Raw genomic sequence first — 16,513 nt, forward strand, 5'->3', positions numbered from 1 at the left:
TTTATATCATCCGTTCAACAAAAACAATTCCTGTGTAAAACTGAACATAATGTGAAGGAAGAAGGAATGGATGGTTTAACTCTATCATCTTTTTCTGGATTTCTATCTGGTCTGTATCGTGTATTATGACGCATCCATGGCTTCTTCTAAGTTCTTTTGCTTTTGTTCCCCCATGAACGAGAATACCGTCTCTGTTGACTTTGTAAATTCCAAGTGCGTATCCATATAAAGGTTGCCATAATCTGAACAGACCAGCTGGTCCGAATTTCTCTGGTGTATTCTTCAAAATCCCGGATTCATAGGAAGAAAGATATATGCCGATAGGTGTATCTCCGTTTTCGATCTTCTGGCTCTCTTCCGTTTTTGAATCATGCTGTCCGTGACCTCGAGCAAGACAGGAATAAATTTCATTCCCTTCTCCGTCGTAAAGGTGTAGGTTTCCAAGCTTGCTTCTGTCATCCGGAAGGGTGATTTTCAGGAAAAAATAATAGCTGTTTTCCGCATATTTCGTGAGTTTCTTTAGTGTCTCGAAGCCGCAGTGTTTCTCCTTTATATCTTCCTCTTTTTTGAATTCAATCAAAGCGTCAAAGAAATCCAAACAAGCTTTCTGGTCTAGTGGAAATGGCGTACCGAACCCTCTGTAGAAGAGATACCTTGAGAGTAAGTATTTTGCTCTCCAAACATCATTGCCTGTCATTTCAGGTTTTATTGTCCTGTGAAAAGGTTCAGGTAACGTGAAACCGCTTATCTCTCTCGTTATCGTAAATTCAAAGTCTGGATTGTCGTAAAAATACTTTTTTTGCACGTTATCACCTTAAATATTTGGCGACATCAATAAACAGGCGTCAAAGGTTTCTTTCCTTCGAGAACCGCGAGAACGTTTTTTGCTACGAGAACAGCCATGTTGTTTCTGGTTTCTACTGTTGCCGAACCGATGTGCGGCAGTAAAACCACGTTGTCAAGTTCCTTAAGAGCATACGGAACCTCAGGTTCGTTCTCATAAACATCCAGTCCCGCAGCAGCTATTTTACCCTGCTGCAAAAACTCTATCAAAGCTTCTTCGTCCACAACGGCGCCTCTCGATGTGTTAATCAGTACCGCTGATGGCTTCATGAGCTTCAATTTACTTCTGCTAAGGAGATGATAAGTTTCACTGGTCAGAGGTACGTGAAGAGATATAAAATCAGATTCCTTCAACAGCTGTTCCAAACTTCTGTACTCGACATCAAGATTTTTTTCCTCTTCACTTGTTAGAGGCCTTCTATTATGATATATAACTTTCATCCCAAAAGCTTGAGCCCGCTTAGCAACAGCTTTTCCTATCCTTCCAAGTCCAATTATCCCGAGAGTTTTTCCGTTCAGCTCAATTCCGAGGAACAGCTCCGGTTTCCATCCCTCGAAGAGGCCTTTCCTTACAAATTTATCTGCTTCAACAATCCTTCTAGCAGTGGCAAGCAATAGAGCCATTGCAAGATCGGCAGAGGCATCTGTAAGAATATCCGGCGTGTTTGTAACGATTACTCCTTTTGCTTTCGCAGCTTCTATATCAATATTATTGAATCCAACAGCATAATTGGCAATTATTTTGAGTCTTGGAAGTGCGTTTATTATTTCAGCATCTATGTTATCGGATAAAAGTGTTACCAGAGCGGTCGCATCTTGTGCCCTTTCTATTATCTCTTTTTTCGAAAGGGTTCTATCTTCCTCGTTGACCTCAACATTGAATTTGCTCAGGAGTTTCAATCCTATTTCCGGAATCTTATAGGTTACAAAAATCTTTTCCAAGGGAACTACCTCCTTTCCTAAGAAATCCGAGAACCGAGAGGACGAGAGTCCGAAAAAGCCACTTTGCGGCACGAATCCCTTCGGGATTGTTACGACCGGCTACGCCGGTGTTGCGAACTCCTGCGGAGTTGTCGCGAACTGCTTCGCAGTTGACATGCGCCTGCGGCGGATTAAAGCATGTTCTATTCCGGCTCGAAGAGCCGCATGGCCGTGACGAAGTCACGCATAGCCTGGGCAAAGCCCAGCACAGCCGCTGCGAAGCAGCGCACAGCGTCTGCAAACCTCAACCTCGTGAGCGTCCGGAGCGTAGCTCCGCACTTCAGCAGCGTAGCTGCTATCTCAGATTCTCGGTTCTCGACTTTCACTAATATCTTACCATCAAATATACACTGGATATGATCATACTTACAAGGACAACCAGCATACCGTAAGCCATGAATTTCACGAAACTGATTTCTTTACCATAATATTTTTTGAGAACCGCGAGACCTATGATATTCGCCGATGCTCCGATGGGAGTGCCGTTACCTCCCAAACACGCTCCTAAAGACAGGGACCACCAGAGAGGATTCAGATTTGAAAAGGTTTCCGGGTTTATTTTTTTCATTGATTCTACTACAGGTATCATCGTAGCAGTGTAAGGGATGTTATCTATAAACGCTGAAATTACTGCTGAAGCATTTGTTATAAAGAGCATGGTACGATGGTAAGAACCTCTTGAAAGTTTTATAAGTAAATGTGCAAAATTTTCCAGCACACCGGTTTCTTCAAGACCTCCAACTACAACAAAAAGCCCAATAAAAAACAATATCGTTGACCATTCTACTTCTTCCAGAGTTGCTTCTACATTTTTTCTGTCCATAATCGTTAGAGATAACGCTGCCATCAGAAGGGCTATCGTTGAACTTTCTAAATGTAACTCATGTTGAAAGAGAAAAAGAAACGTCGTAATGACTAGTAATACAATAGATATTCTGAAGTTTTTTCTGTTAGTAACTGCTTTGGTTAGTTCGATACCTTTTGCGTCTGTAAGATCTACACTGAGCTTTTTCCTAAGCAGAAAAATTATCATCGTATGGGTGGCGATGAATATGAGTACAATTGCGGGACCAAGATTGACAATAAAATCCATAAAAGACAACCCCGCAGCGGAACCTATCATTATGTTTGGCGGGTCACCAATAAGCGTTAAGGCACCACCGATGTTTGATGAAAAAATTTCACCAAGCACCAAAGGAAATGGGTCAAGACCTACAGCATCAGCGATAGCAAGAGTAATAGGAACAAAAACAAGGATTGTTGTAACGTTATCAAGAATACTGGAAGCAAGGGCTACTACGCTAACCATATACAGATATAGTTTCACCATACTACCCTTCGAGAGCTTTAGCGCCAACGCGCCAAAGTACTCGAAGATACCGCTTTTTTTCATAACGGCTACGAAGATCATCATTCCTATGAGGAGAAATATGGTGTTGAAGTCAACGTATTCTTTGTAAACAATTGCAGGATCTCTAAACACCCCAAAAATAAGCATGAAGGTTGCGCCAAATAAAGCAACAAGCATCCTGTTAAGCCGTTCGGTGATGAGGAAGAAATAGGAAATAAGAAAAATCGACACCGCTACAACTGTTTGATAACTCACGCTATCATCTCCATAAGAATTTTGACAGAACCAATTATACAACAAAAAAAGTACGCGGCAGGAATATCCCGCCGCGTATGCCTTAGAACTTTCGAAATGATTATTCTTCTTTGTAAATCTTTATGCCGAAATCATCGGCACCCACAACGACAACATCGTTTTCAGAAAGCTCGCCGCTGATTATCATGTCGGCAATCTGTCCTTCCACATCTCTTTCAACGAGCCTCCTTATCGGCCTTGCGCCATATACGGGATCATATCCTCTATCCGCAAGGTAATCGACGGCTTTATCGGTGTAACGCATGGATATACCCTGTTCGCTGAGTTTTTCCTCGACCTCTTTCAATCTCAATTTAACGATCTCTCTCAGGTGCTCTTTGCTCAACGGCTTGAAGAACACGATGGCATCGAGTCTATTCAGGAACTCCGGTTTGAATGCTGACTTAAGTTTCTGTTCGACAAGTGCCGTTGTGTTTTCGTCGAATTTACCCTTCGTCATCTCTTCAGAACCCACATTACTGGTCATGATGAGTATGGTGTTGGAGAAATTAACGGTTTTTCCTTTTCCATCAGTTAATCTTCCATCGTCCATCACTTGAAGTAGAACATTGTGAACATCAGGATGTGCTTTTTCAACTTCATCAAGTAATATGACGGAGTAGGGTCTTCTTCTAACCGCCTCAGTTAATTGACCACCTTCTTCGTATCCGACGTATCCCGGAGGCGCACCAATAAGCCTCGATACAGAGTGCTTTTCCATGTATTCGGACATATCGATTCTTATCATCGCATCTTCGCTACCAAAAAGTATATTTGCCAGTGTTTTCGCAAGTTCCGTCTTCCCGACACCTGTTGGTCCAAGGAATAGGAATGATCCCCATGGTCGGTTCGGTGCTTTTAGACCAGCACGTGCCCTTCTTATGGTATGGGCAACCGCACTAACAGCCTCTTCCTGATCTATGAAACGTTCGTGAATTAGCTTTTCGAGATTTTTCAATTTATCCCTTTCAGATTCGAGAAGTTTCCCGGCTGGTATTCCGGTCCACTGCTCGACGATTGAAGCAATTATTTCTTCCGTAACTTCATTGTTCTGAGCGTTGTCACTCTTGAACCATTCAGCCTTTCTGGCTTCGTATTCTTTTCTGATTTTCTCGAATTTCGTTTTGAGTTCCGCGGCTTTCTGGTATTCACCTTCCTGAACGAGCTCGGATATCCTGTTGTCGAGCTCCTGGAGCTCTTTTTCCATCTTCCTCAAATCATCCGGAAGATATCCGGCTTTAAGGCGTACATAAGATGCAGCTTCATCTATAAGATCAATAGCCTTGTCTGGTAGGTATCTGTCTGTTATGTATTTCATACTTAGATCAACGGCCGCCTCAAGAGCTTTATCCGTTATCTTAACCTGGTGATGCTTTTCATACGACTCTCGCAATCCTTTTACAATTTCCAGCGCCTCATCCCTTGAAGGTTCGTCTACATAAACTGGCTGGAATCGTCTTTCAAGAGCCCTGTCTTTTTCGATGTACTTTCTATACTCATCGAGAGTAGTTGCCCCTATACATTGAAGCTCTCCTCTCGCGAGAGCTGGTTTCATAAGGTTGGCAGCATCCATTGAACCCTCCGCAGAACCGGCACCCACAACGGTATGAATCTCATCTATGAACAAAATCACTTCTCCAGCAAGACGTTTCACCGCATCAATGATCCCCTTCATTCTCTCTTCAAATTCTCCACGGAACTTGGTTCCAGCAACAACTCTTCCCATATCCAGAGCAAGCACTTTTTTGTTTTTCAGGTATTCGGGAACGTCACCATCAACGATTCTCTGAGCCAACCCCTCGACAATTGCGGTTTTACCAACACCAGGTTCCCCGACTAAGGCAGGATTGTTTTTGGTCTTTCTACCGAGTATCTGGATGACCCTTCTTATTTCTTCATCCCTGCCTATAACAGGCATCAGTTTTCCTTGCTTTGCCAAATCGGTTAAGTCTATGGTGAAACGCTTGAGAACATCAACATTCTCGTTTTCGGACGCTTCACCCTTTTGCCTGGCACTCAGTATGGCATTGTAAACGGTATCAACGTTCAATCCGTGTTTCATCAGGATTCTTGCCGCTACTGACGAAACCTCTCTAAGCATAGCAAGTAACAGATGTTCCGTACCAACTTTGGCATCGTGCATTCTTTTGGCTTCGTTTCTGGCTGCTTCTATGATGTGGCGTGCGTCGGGTGTAATATAAATCTGATTGGAAGATTCAACACGCCCACCATAGCGCGCAATAACCTCTTCGACATCACGGCGAAGGGATCTCATATTAACCTTCAACTCTTTCAGAATCTCATAAGCAAAGTTATCCTCATCTTCGAGGATAGCAAGCAAAATATGCTCGCTGCCAAATTGATTCTGGCGATATCTTGTCAATATATCCTGAACATCCATCAGGATTTTTTTCGCCTTCTCCGTGTATTCTTCATAATTTATCATTCTCTCACCTCCAGTTTTAAAAAGGGCGCCTTAAAGGCGCCCCGTATGATTTCATCTCAATTACTCAACTTTCACACTTACCGTTTCTTTCTTGACTTCTTCCTTCTTAGGCAATTCGATTTTCAGGACGCCGTCTTCGTATTTTGCTTTAACTTTGGTCGTATCGATACTGTCGGGCAATCTGAAAGCTCTCTGGAACATACCATAGGAACGCTCGTAGAGATGGTAGTTTCTGGATTTGTCATCTTTTTCAGAGGATTTCTCTCCTTTGATTGTCAGGATTCCATCTTCAATTTTGATTTCGAGATCTTTCTTCTTTATGCCAGGTACTTCCATTTCCACAAATATGGCATCGTCCGTTTCGTAGATATCGACTTCGGGGATGAGCATGCCGTACTCTCCTCTTCTTACATCGAGTCCTCTAAAGGCTTCGCTGAAAAGCTTATCGATCTCTTTCTGAATTTCCTCAAAGGGTCTGAAGAGTTCAGAAACGTTCTTCTTTGGAACCAACATGCTATCACCTCCCCGACAAAATTTTCAGTTTATTCATTTTAGGCATTGTCTTTCGGTGGTATGTACTCAGAATTTCCACCTTGGTCTCCAGGATTTCCGGTCTGATCAGTCTGCCCACCCTGAGCCGATTGGTAAATAGCCTGGCCGATTTTCATAATCTCCTGCTGCAACTGATCGAAGAGTAGTTTGATCCTCTGTATATTGTCTGAACTTATCGCATCTCTCAAGTCTTTTACTATATTCTCTATTTTTGCTCTGTCCTCGGGTGAAATCTTGTCCCCATTCTCCTTGAGCATCTTTTCTGCACGATAAGCGAGTTCATCAGCCTGGTTTTTGAGTTCGATCTCCTGTTTCTTCTTCTTGTCCTGTTCTTCATATTTCTTCGCATCTTCGATAATCTTCTTGATTTCATCTTCGGATAGCTTGTGTCTTCCGGTAACAACCATCGATTGCTGTTTTCCGGTTCCAAGATCCTTGGCATAAACGTTCACAATTCCGTCACTATCGATATCGAAGGTAACCTCTATCTGAGGTACACCTCTCGGTGCCGGTGGAATACCCGTAAGCTTAAAGCTTCCAAGGAATATGTTGTCGCGGGCCATGGTTCGTTCACCCTGGTAGATCCTTATTTCAACCTCTGTTTGACCGTCTTCAGCTGTAGTAAAGATCTTGGATTTCTTTATCGGGATCGTTGAATTTCTTTCGATTATCGGTTCCAGGAGCCCTCCTTTTACTTCGACTCCCAGCGTGAGTGGCGTTACATCGACAAGGACAAGATCCTTTTCCAGTTTTCCTCCAAGTATAGCAGCCTGAATCGCCGCACCAATAGCCACTGCTTCATCAGGGTTAACGGTTTTGTTGGGTTCTTTACCGAATATATTCTTGATGAAGTTCTGTACGTATGGAATTCTCGTAGAACCACCAACAAGTATGATTTCATCAATATCCTGAGGTGACATCTTGGCATCGTTCAGAACTCTTTCAATTTGTTCTCTTGTTGATTCAACAAGATCTCTTATCAGCGATTCAAAAGTGGATCTTGTTATCTTCATTTCAAGATGGAGCGGTCCCTCGGCTGTCGCTGTTATGAAAGGCAAGCTGATCTCCGTTTCGTATTTTGAAGAAAGCTCTATCTTAGCCCTCTCGGCCGCATCTTTAAGTCTCTGGTAGGCTTGTTTATCCTGCCTGAGATCAACGCCATGCTGTTTTCTAAACTCTTCGGCTATGTAATCAATGAGTCTCTGGTCAAAGTCATCACCACCAAGGTGGTTGTTTCCAGCCGTTGCAAGAACTTCAACAACTCCATCACCGATGTCAAGTAACGACACATCAAAGGTTCCTCCACCAAGGTCGTACACTATGATTTTCTTGTCACCTTCGCTTTTGTCCAGCCCATAGGCTACTGCCGCGGCTGTAGGTTCATTGATGATTCTCAGAACTTCGAATCCTGCTATAATACCAGCTTCTTTTGTAGCCTGTCTTTGAGCATCATTGAAGTAAGCTGGACAAGTTATAACCGCTTTGGTTACCTTACCGTTCAGATAGGCTTCAGCGTCTGTTTTGAGTTTTTTCAGAATATAGGCACTTATCTCCTGGGGTGTATACTCTTTGTCATCTATCTTGACCTTATAATCAGACCCCATCTTTCTTTTTATTGATCTGATAGTTCTGTCACTGTTGAGAATAGCCTGACGCTTTGCGGGTTCACCAACGATTATTTCACCGGTTTTACTGAACGAAACCACAGATGGTGTGGTTCTTGAACCTTCAGCATTGGGGATAACCTCAACATTTCCATCAGGCTTAACCCAGGCAATAACAGAGTTTGTTGTTCCAAGGTCAATACCTACAATGTATTCTTTTTCAGCCATATCATTCCCTCCTTTTTCACCTCGTGTTCTATCTTCGCATTTTAATTATATTTAGTTAGCAATCGAATGTCAAGTTTGCCATTTCAAAAATGTGGTTTTGTATGGTCCGCTTTCATTCATATATATAATTATACCAATCTAATCGCAATATAATCTTATAGCGACCGTTACTAAAGAATGCCAAATTTATCTGGTCGATTCTTGTTTCTTTTTTTTAGTGTCTGTTTATCGTGATAATGCTAAACTCCAAGTAGGAGGTGATGAGTTGCCCAGATTAATTGACAAGCTCTTTCCAAAAGAAAGCCCTTTGAGACTCCTTAAAGAACATGCCGATCTGGTCTTAAAGGCTTCCTCTTATTTACCAGAAGCGCTGGAGCTTTACTTCGAAGGAGACTTAAAGAAAATCACCGTGATGTCAAAAGAAGTTGAGGAACTGGAACGCCAGGCTGATGATATCAAAGCACGTATTCGCGCAAGCTATATGAAACTCAAATTCGTGTATTTCGAAAAATCAGATCTAATGACCATCCTCCACAAAGCCGATAGTGTTATAGATGGGGTTGATGATGTTTTAAAGATATTGCAAATGAACTCGGTTGAAGGTCTCGAAAAAACCGACATTCCAAAAAATTTCATCAGCCTTGGCGAAGATTCATTTAAGTCGGTACAACTTATGCACGACTTAATAAAAACACTGCTTGACATTGTTGAAAGCTCCTTTGCTCCTAAAGAGATCGGTAAAGAAGTCAAGGAAATAGATGAACTAGAAAATTACGAGTTCGACACGGATGTTCGTTCGGTAGAACTCGGAAAAATGCTTTACGCCCAAAAGAATAGGATGAATCCCGTGGATATTCTCTACCTCGAGAAATTGACGACAACAATTTCGGACATTGCTGATAGCGCTGAAAACGTTGCGGAAGCTATTCTTATGGTAATCAAATCATAAGAAGGCCCAAATTTTTTCATCTGGAGGGATTTTCTTGCTTTTATATATCTCGCTAGCTTTAGGATTCGGTCTTGCTATGACCATCGGAGGAAACGATGTCGCTAACTCCATGGCAACCGCTGTTGGTGCTAAAGCAATTACCGTTAGACAGGCTGTGCTAATTGCGGCTGTTCTCGAATTCTCCGGTGCTTTCCTTTTTGGCACACACGTTACAAGTACCATCACCAAAGGAATACTGGAACCGGCCTTTATAGGTTCTCAAAATGCTCTTGTTTTTGGGGCTATTTCCGCTCTCATAGGAGCATTTGCCTGGCTCGTCCTGGCTACTCTTGGTGGCATGCCGGTATCGACAACCCACTCTATCATTGGCGGAATGGTTGGATTCGGTTTGATAGCTGGAGGACTGCAGGCTGTAAACTGGGTAAAAATGCTCATGATCGTAAGTAGCTGGATTATATCACCTCTTGTCGGTGGATTCATCGCATATGTGGTATTCAAATTAATTGCAGCCAGTATTCTCAAAAAAGAAGATTTGATGACTGCTACAAAGCATTACGCACCCATTTTCATCAGTTTTGCCTTCTTTACAATCGCTTTCCTTTTCACCGTGAAAACACTTAAAAACCCTGTCAATATATCATTATTCTGGGGATTATTGTTCTTTGTTATTTCTTTTGTTATCAGCAGTTTGCTAATACGAAGATTTCTCAAAAAAAAGCAAACAGGAGACTGTTACGAGGTTGTAGAATCTACATTCAGAAAAATGCAGATCCTGACATCTTGTTATGTGTCCTTCTCCCATGGAGCCAACGATGTTGCTAATGCGATTGGACCTCTCGCGGTGGTTTATTTCGCCCTGACAGCCGGGGGAATTGGAGAAACCGTGAACATCCCATCGTGGATGCTTGCCATCGGTGGCTTCGGTATAGCTCTGGGCGTAGGGCTTTGGGGGAGAAAGGTTATGGCAACTGTCGGAACGCAAATCACAACACTAAACAACACCCGTGGTTTCAGCATCGACTTCGCGGCAGCCACATCTGTTCTCATAGCTTCCGTCTTTGGAATGCCCGTTTCCACGACTCACGTCGTTGTCGGGGCTGTTACCGGAGTCGGAATGGCGAGGGGGTTCGAAGCCGTTAATAAAGGGGTGCTCAAGAATATCCTCTGGGCATGGCTTGTAACAGTACCGGTTACAGCAGGCATTTCTGGATTTGTCTTCTATCTTTTCAGCAAAGTTTTCATAATGTGATGGGTATGGAAACCATATATTCTTTTAGTCGATCTGATATGAGAAGCTCTTTACCGTGAATCGCTATAAAAAGTTTTTTTGAGCTACACCGTGAAACCGCCGAACGTAATCTGTGAGGATCAATTTTAGCAAAAAATTCCGGGAACTCACTTATTGCGAGAGTGGTTTCGTACTTAAAATTTCCGGTTTTTACCAGAAGTTTCAGTGTTTCAGCTTTTGAAATTAAAAGAACACTGAATCCCTTTTTCACGAGTCTTGCCATTTTCTTCAAACCTGTGAGAAGAAGATTTCTGTCTATCGGTGTCTCTTTGTAAGTATTTTTCTTCAAAGAAAATATCCTCTCCTCATATACCGGTGTTCTGTCATTACAGAAAGAAAACAGCAAAGGACCCGCCTTTAGTCCAACGTCATTGATACCGTCTCCGAAAACGATCTCCACATTCTTCAAAGTTTCCAGTGCTTTGAATAAATGTCTCACCGTTACGTAAGGTAAAGATACCTGGAAATTTCTTTTTGATTCGGTCTTCAAAAATGCAATAACGGTCATATTCGAACTCGTTGAAACCATAGCGGTTTCATTGCCACCACCGAAGATCGTTACCATCTCACCTTCAACGTTTATTGAGGAAGCGAAGTTTAATTTTCGCCTGAATTCGGATAATTCCATCTTGAACAATGCTTCAAACTTCCGTTCCATTCTAGGTCGCTCTTCTATCTTTGAGTTTTCTATGATCAATCTATCGCCATTGGCAGAAATCACAAGCTTTTTATCGCCAAGAGAAAATTGGATATTCTCCTCCTTCGACTTCCGTTCTTTCAAAACCCTTACCTGGTCAATAGGTAAGATGTATGTTCCTGAGAACGGAGATACCTCTTTATTTACAGCTAATTCAAGCTTTCCACAACCATCACTCACAAAGAACCTGAGCCCTTTGAAGTAATGCAATCTCACGAAGCGAAAGCCGGGTTCAACTGTCCCGGCAAATTTTTCACATAGCTCAAGTATTTTTTTGTATTCCCCGTTTTTCAGAACGAATTGCATTCATCTTCACCCTAAAAGAGTGTTATTTGCTCTTTTTCAGGAAGTCCTTTGAAGGCCCCATACTTTCTCAGTATTTCCACGTGCGTTTTGTTGATCGAAGTCCTTTTCAAAAGATCTTCCACTGAACTAAATGGCCTCTTCTCACGCTCTTTTATTATCGAAATGGCTACTTTATACCCAAGGTTTTTTAGCCTGTTAAAAGGTATTCTGAGGGCGTTGCCTTCTATCAAAAAACGTCTCGCATCTGATTTCTCTAAATCAACAGGCAGAAAGGAATAACCTCTAAGGCGCATTTCCAGCACGATCTCAAGAAGCGTTTCTTTGGATCTTTCTTTGACATTCTTGTTTGCATTATTTTTGAGATTTGTAATTTCCTTTCTTATACCACTTACATCACCAAGAGCGAGATCTACATCGAATTCGTCACCCTTTATTGTAAAGTAAGTTGAATAAAAGGCCAGGGGATAATGAACCTTGAAATACGCCACCCTGTAACCCATACTAACATAAGCAACAGCGTGAGCCTTCGGGAAAAGATATTTGATCCTTCGGCAAGATTCAATAAACCATTCTGGTACTTCTGCTTCCTGCATCATTTCAACTTCCTCATCCGTTATGCCTTTCCCTTTTCTCACCTTTTCCATTATTTTGAATGCTTTTAACGGCTCTATTCCTTTTGAAATCAGATAATTCATAATGTCATCTCGACATGCAATGACATCTGACAGCGTTGCTTTTTTCGAAACTATCCAATCACGAGCGTTATTCAACCAAACATCTGTTCCATGGGAGAGCCCGGATATTCTCACAAGCTCACCAAAGGTTTTCGGACGGGTCTCCCGGAGCATTCCCCGAACAAACTGTGTACCAAACTCGGGTATCCCGAGAGTTCCCACATCTGTACCTAAGTCACGAGGATTTATTCCTAAAACCTTCGTCGAAGAGAATATAGACAAAGTATCTTTATCATCCATGGGAACAGTCGTTGGATCGACACCTGTTATATCTTTGAGCATCCTTATAAAAGTTGGATCATCGTGTCCCAGCGCATCTATCTTGACCAGATCATCGTGAATCACTTCGTAAGCGAAATGTGTTGTCATTGTTCGAGATTTCGTGTCGTTTGCTGGAAACTGTACAGGGGTGAACTCATGCACATCTCTGTCCTTGGGAACGATCATAAGACCGCCAGGATGCTGTCCTGTGGTTTTTCTGACTCCAACGATTCCAGAAGCAAGGCGGTCTATCTCCGCCCTCCTCAACTGCTTTTTGGAACGTTCCATGTAGGCTTTTACAAACCCATAAGCGGTTCTTTCAGCAAGCGTGCTTATCGTGCCTGCTCTGAAAACGTGATCTTTACCAAAAAGCTTTTCAAGGTATGCATGAGCTCTTTCCTGATATTCTCCCGAGAAGTTTAAATCTATATCTGGTACTTTGTCACCTTCAAACCCCAAAAAGGTTTCGAAAGGAATGTTCTGGCCGTTTTTTTGCATTAGCGCACCGCATTCGGGACAGCTTTTGTCTTTAAGGTCGTATCCGGATTCAACTGAACCGTCCAGAACGAATTCCGAATGTTTACATGCAGGACATACATAGTGAGGTGGTAACGGGTTCACTTCGGTAATTCCCAGCATCGTCGCAACCAGAGAACTTCCAACAGAACCTCTGGAACCAACAACATATCCGTCTTCGTTGGACTTTCTAACGATCTTCTGAGCAATAAGGTAAAGGACAGCGTAACCATGACCTATGATAGCACGAAGCTCTTTTTCAAGACGCTTTTCAACGATTTCCGGGAGTGGATCTCCATAGATCTCATGGGCCGTTTTGTATGTTAGTTCCCGTACCTGTTCGTCCGCTCCTTCGATAATGGGTGGATGAAGTTTCCCTCTTATAGGTGCTATATTCTCAACCATTAAGGCTATTTTTCTGCTGTTCTTTACAACAACTTCGTAAGCGATCTCTTCGTCTTCAAAAATCTCCTTTGCAGCTTCAAGCATTTCTTCTGTGGTTCTAAGATAGAGAGAGGGTTGCTTGTCAAAATTCTGGTACTCTTGTGCAGCTTCAAGTACGGCACGGTAAATAGCATCCTCTGGTTCTAAGAAATGAACATCTCCGGTCATCACCACAGGAATGTTCAGTTTTTTGCCTATCCTGTAGAACTCGCGGTACATATTTTTGAGATTCTCTCGTGTTATATGAGCTTCTGCTTCGTTGTAGTCCAGAACATCCAGCGGCATAATCTCTATAAAATCAAAAAATTTCGCGATCTCCTCAAGCTCCGCAGCATTTGCTCCGGAAAGATACGCCTTCGAAAGTTCTCCAGATATACAAGCTGAACCAATGATCAATCCCTCACGCTTTTCGAGAAGAATGCTCTTCGGTATTCGAGGCTTCTTATAGAAATATTTTGTGTGTGACAACGTAACAAGCTCATAGAGATTTCTCAAACCCGTTTTATTTTTTGCGAGTATGGTTACATGAAGCGGTCTCAAGCTCGAGATGTTTATGTGCTTTCTCAAATTTTCGAGCTCTGCTATCTTCTTTATTCCTCTCTTCTTCGCCATAGAGAGAAGCTTCTTGAAAACCTCAGCGGTTATTCTCGCATCCTCTGAAGCCCTGTGATGTTCAAAATCTCCGAGTTTTAGACGTTTAACAACATTGTCTAAAGAATAGCTTTTCGATTTGAGAAGGCTTTTGGATAAAGCCAGAGTATCTATATAAGGTAATTTCCAGTCTTCGTTGTACAGCTGCTTGACCGCGTTTCTTACAAAGCGGTAATCGAAAGTTGCGTTGTGAGCAACCAGAACAGAATCTTTACAAAACTCGAGAAATTTCGGTAGTACTTCAGAAAGCGATGGGGCATCTTCCAATTCTCTATCACTGATCCCTGTTATTCTGGTAACTTTTTCAGAAAGATTTCTTTCTGGTTTTACAAAAGATGAGAATTCTCCTATTACTTCGGTTCCTTTCAGCTTAACAGCGCCTATTTCAATGATTTCATCTGCTGAAGGATCAAGCCCGGTGGTTTCAAGATCAAAAACCACATAAATGCTGTTCATCAACTCAAGGTTTTTATCTTCTATTTCCCTTACGATGGGTTCTGAATCATTTACCATGTAACCTTCCATTCCAAAGATAGGTTTTATCCCGCTTTTTTTCGCGGCAAAGTAGAAATTTGGAATGGACTGAACAACACCGTGATCCGTAAGGGCTACAGCATCGTGTCCCCAACTTTTAAGGGTTTTGAACAATTCGTTAACATCGACAATAGCATCGAGTGCACTCATTTTTGTATGGAGGTGAAGTTCGACGCGTTTCTCCTCGGCATTATCTTTCCGCTTCGGGAGTTCGATCTGGTTCAGGTCTCTTACCATTAAAACTTCTTCTTTTATCCTGTCATCATATTCAAGCTTTCCTCTTACCAAAAGCTCGTCCCCGTTATTTATTCCATTCCATACCTCTCTGGCTTTTGCGCCGATCAACTTACAGATTATCGAATCGGTAAAATCCGTTACATTGAAGGTAAGAACAGACACCTTTCCATTCCATTTATCAAGACCAAAGACCTTTCCAGCAACAACCACATCTTTTTCTCTACCCATAACATCACAAATCTTCTGTGGTGCCTGTCTGATTCTTCTCCCGAGAATTACTGTACTCTCCTTTTTAGAGGGTTTCAAAACCTGTGCTGATTCGCCAGAAGTCGCTGAAGAAGGCGAAAGTATTAAAGGTGTTTCGGGCACAATATCTGGCTTAGCTTCATTCTGTATGGGTTCAAAAATTATTTCGAAAGGGATATTTTTCCCTGCAGTCTTCTTTATCGCCTGTCGTAAATCATCTTTTTTTGATCTTATACGCGCTTCTGCAAAACTATTTTTAACGTGTATGATTATTTTCTCACCATCAAATTTGATATCCGACTGTTCTAGATAAGAAGCCAGACCATTCGTGTGTTTAATAAAAGCGTCGATGTCAAATTCAGCATCATCTACTCCGGAGGGCTCTTTGCCAGCCAAAGGAACTCCATCCGGATGATGTAAAGATTCACTGACGGGTCTGAACCCAAGAGAAACCCTTATGTTTAGTTGCGCAGAAGCTACTTTTACAAAACGCTCCAGAAGAAATCTTTTGATTTTTTCTGGAAGTTTGTCATCGAATACAAGAGTCATTTCTCTCTTTGAGAGGTCCACAACTGCATCCAGCACATAAAATGAATCACAGTTGTACTCCGGATAAAAACCAAGGATTCTTTCAACAATCCTGGAGATTGGTATATTCAATTCTTTGAAACGTAACTTCACCTATGAGCACCTCCGGGAAATCTTCGAAAGGAGATATGACACCATGCAACTGCCAGAGCATCCGCAGCATCATCAGGTTTTGGAGTTTCGTTCATTCCCAGAAACTTTTTCATAACCCGCTGGATCTGCCCCTTCTCAGAACGACCATATCCAGTAACTGATTGTTTAACCTGGTGCGGTGTGTATTCAAAAATGGGAATACTAAGCTGCTTCAAAACCAGCAAAACAACCCCTCTCGCTTCTCCAACCTGAATGGCAGTTGTAACGTTTCTGAAGAAGAAAAGCTCTTCGATAGCAGCTTCATCTGGTCGATACTCTTCCACAATTTCGTGGAGGCGATCGTATATCTTCAACAGTCTATTTGGGATCGGCTCACCCGGTTTTGTTTGAATAACACCGTAACCAACCAGCGAGACTTTTGAGCCAGAAACATCTATCAAACCGTATCCTAAAGTGCCAAAGCCAGGATCGATACCAAGGATTCGAGTACAACTCTTTGCCAAAACAACACCTCCAGCTTTACCATTTTACTTCCTGAAAATCTGCGAAAGAGATAGAACAATCTCTTCACGTGGGAAAGGAGGCTTTGACAGAATCAAACGCTCACCAGCAAAGGTTTGCAAAAGGGCAGTTCCTGTTCACATGGTTTCTTTTTCGATACAAAACCGGT

At 42.3% G+C, this 16,513-nt stretch carries 11 protein-coding genes; 2 read left to right on the top strand and 9 right to left on the bottom strand.

Features of this window, described 5'->3' with window-relative positions; translation table 11 throughout:
• Window position 1 precedes the first annotated feature (1 nt).
• From KOLE_RS04445 to dnaK, 6 genes are all read right to left on the bottom strand, one after another.
• A complete protein-coding gene (locus tag KOLE_RS04445; RefSeq protein ID WP_015868252.1) occupies window positions 2-805 on the bottom strand; it encodes a L,D-transpeptidase in 804 nt (267 codons plus the stop codon).
• 26 nt (window positions 806-831) lie between these two features.
• Entirely contained in the window at window positions 832-1,785 is a 954-nt protein-coding gene (locus KOLE_RS04450; protein ID WP_015868253.1) for a 2-hydroxyacid dehydrogenase, read from the bottom strand.
• A gap of 364 nt (window positions 1,786-2,149) precedes the next feature.
• Entirely contained in the window at window positions 2,150-3,430 is a 1,281-nt protein-coding gene (locus KOLE_RS04460; RefSeq protein WP_015868254.1) for an ArsB/NhaD family transporter, read from the bottom strand.
• 100 nt (window positions 3,431-3,530) lie between these two features.
• Window positions 3,531-5,915, bottom strand: a complete 2,385-nt coding sequence (locus KOLE_RS04465) for an ATP-dependent Clp protease ATP-binding subunit (protein WP_015868255.1) — start codon at window positions 5,913-5,915, stop codon at window positions 3,531-3,533.
• Between the two features lie 60 nt (window positions 5,916-5,975).
• A complete protein-coding gene (locus KOLE_RS04470) occupies window positions 5,976-6,428 on the bottom strand; it encodes an Hsp20/alpha crystallin family protein (RefSeq protein WP_015868256.1) in 453 nt (150 codons plus the stop codon).
• Window positions 6,429-6,466: 38 nt separating this feature from the next.
• Window positions 6,467-8,299, bottom strand: a complete 1,833-nt coding sequence (dnaK, locus tag KOLE_RS04475) for a molecular chaperone DnaK (protein WP_015868257.1) — start codon at window positions 8,297-8,299, stop codon at window positions 6,467-6,469.
• A 265-nt stretch (window positions 8,300-8,564) separates the two neighbouring features.
• Between dnaK and KOLE_RS04480 the strand changes: the two genes are divergently transcribed.
• Window positions 8,565-9,248 (top strand): DUF47 domain-containing protein, encoded by a 684-nt coding sequence (locus tag KOLE_RS04480; protein ID WP_015868258.1) that lies wholly within the window; start codon window positions 8,565-8,567, stop codon window positions 9,246-9,248.
• 34 nt (window positions 9,249-9,282) lie between these two features.
• Entirely contained in the window at window positions 9,283-10,497 is a 1,215-nt protein-coding gene (locus KOLE_RS04485) for an inorganic phosphate transporter (protein WP_015868259.1), read from the top strand.
• Here KOLE_RS04485 and KOLE_RS04490 read toward each other — a convergent pair.
• Genes KOLE_RS04490 through ruvC form a run of 3 tightly spaced genes read right to left on the bottom strand, consistent with a single transcriptional unit; the run spans window position 10,487 to window position 16,346 of the window.
• Window positions 10,487-11,539, bottom strand: a complete 1,053-nt coding sequence (locus tag KOLE_RS04490) for a hypothetical protein (protein ID WP_015868260.1) — start codon at window positions 11,537-11,539, stop codon at window positions 10,487-10,489. The two genes, KOLE_RS04485 and KOLE_RS04490, sit on opposite strands and share 11 nt — an antisense overlap.
• A gap of 11 nt (window positions 11,540-11,550) precedes the next feature.
• The gene (locus KOLE_RS04495; RefSeq protein ID WP_015868261.1) at window positions 11,551-15,843 is read right to left on the bottom strand and encodes a PolC-type DNA polymerase III; all 4,293 of its coding nucleotides are present in this window, start codon (window positions 15,841-15,843) and stop codon (window positions 11,551-11,553) included.
• Window positions 15,840-16,346 carry a crossover junction endodeoxyribonuclease RuvC gene (gene ruvC, locus KOLE_RS04500; RefSeq protein WP_015868262.1) on the bottom strand — a complete coding sequence of 169 codons (507 nt, stop codon included), beginning with the start codon at window positions 16,344-16,346 and terminating at the stop codon, window positions 15,840-15,842. The genes KOLE_RS04495 and ruvC overlap by 4 nt, the downstream gene beginning before the upstream one ends.
• Between the last annotated feature and the right edge of the window lie 167 nt (window positions 16,347-16,513).

The sequence above is a fragment of the Kosmotoga olearia TBF 19.5.1 genome (assembly GCF_000023325.1).
Classification (GTDB): Bacteria; Thermotogota; Thermotogae; order Petrotogales; family Kosmotogaceae; genus Kosmotoga; species Kosmotoga olearia.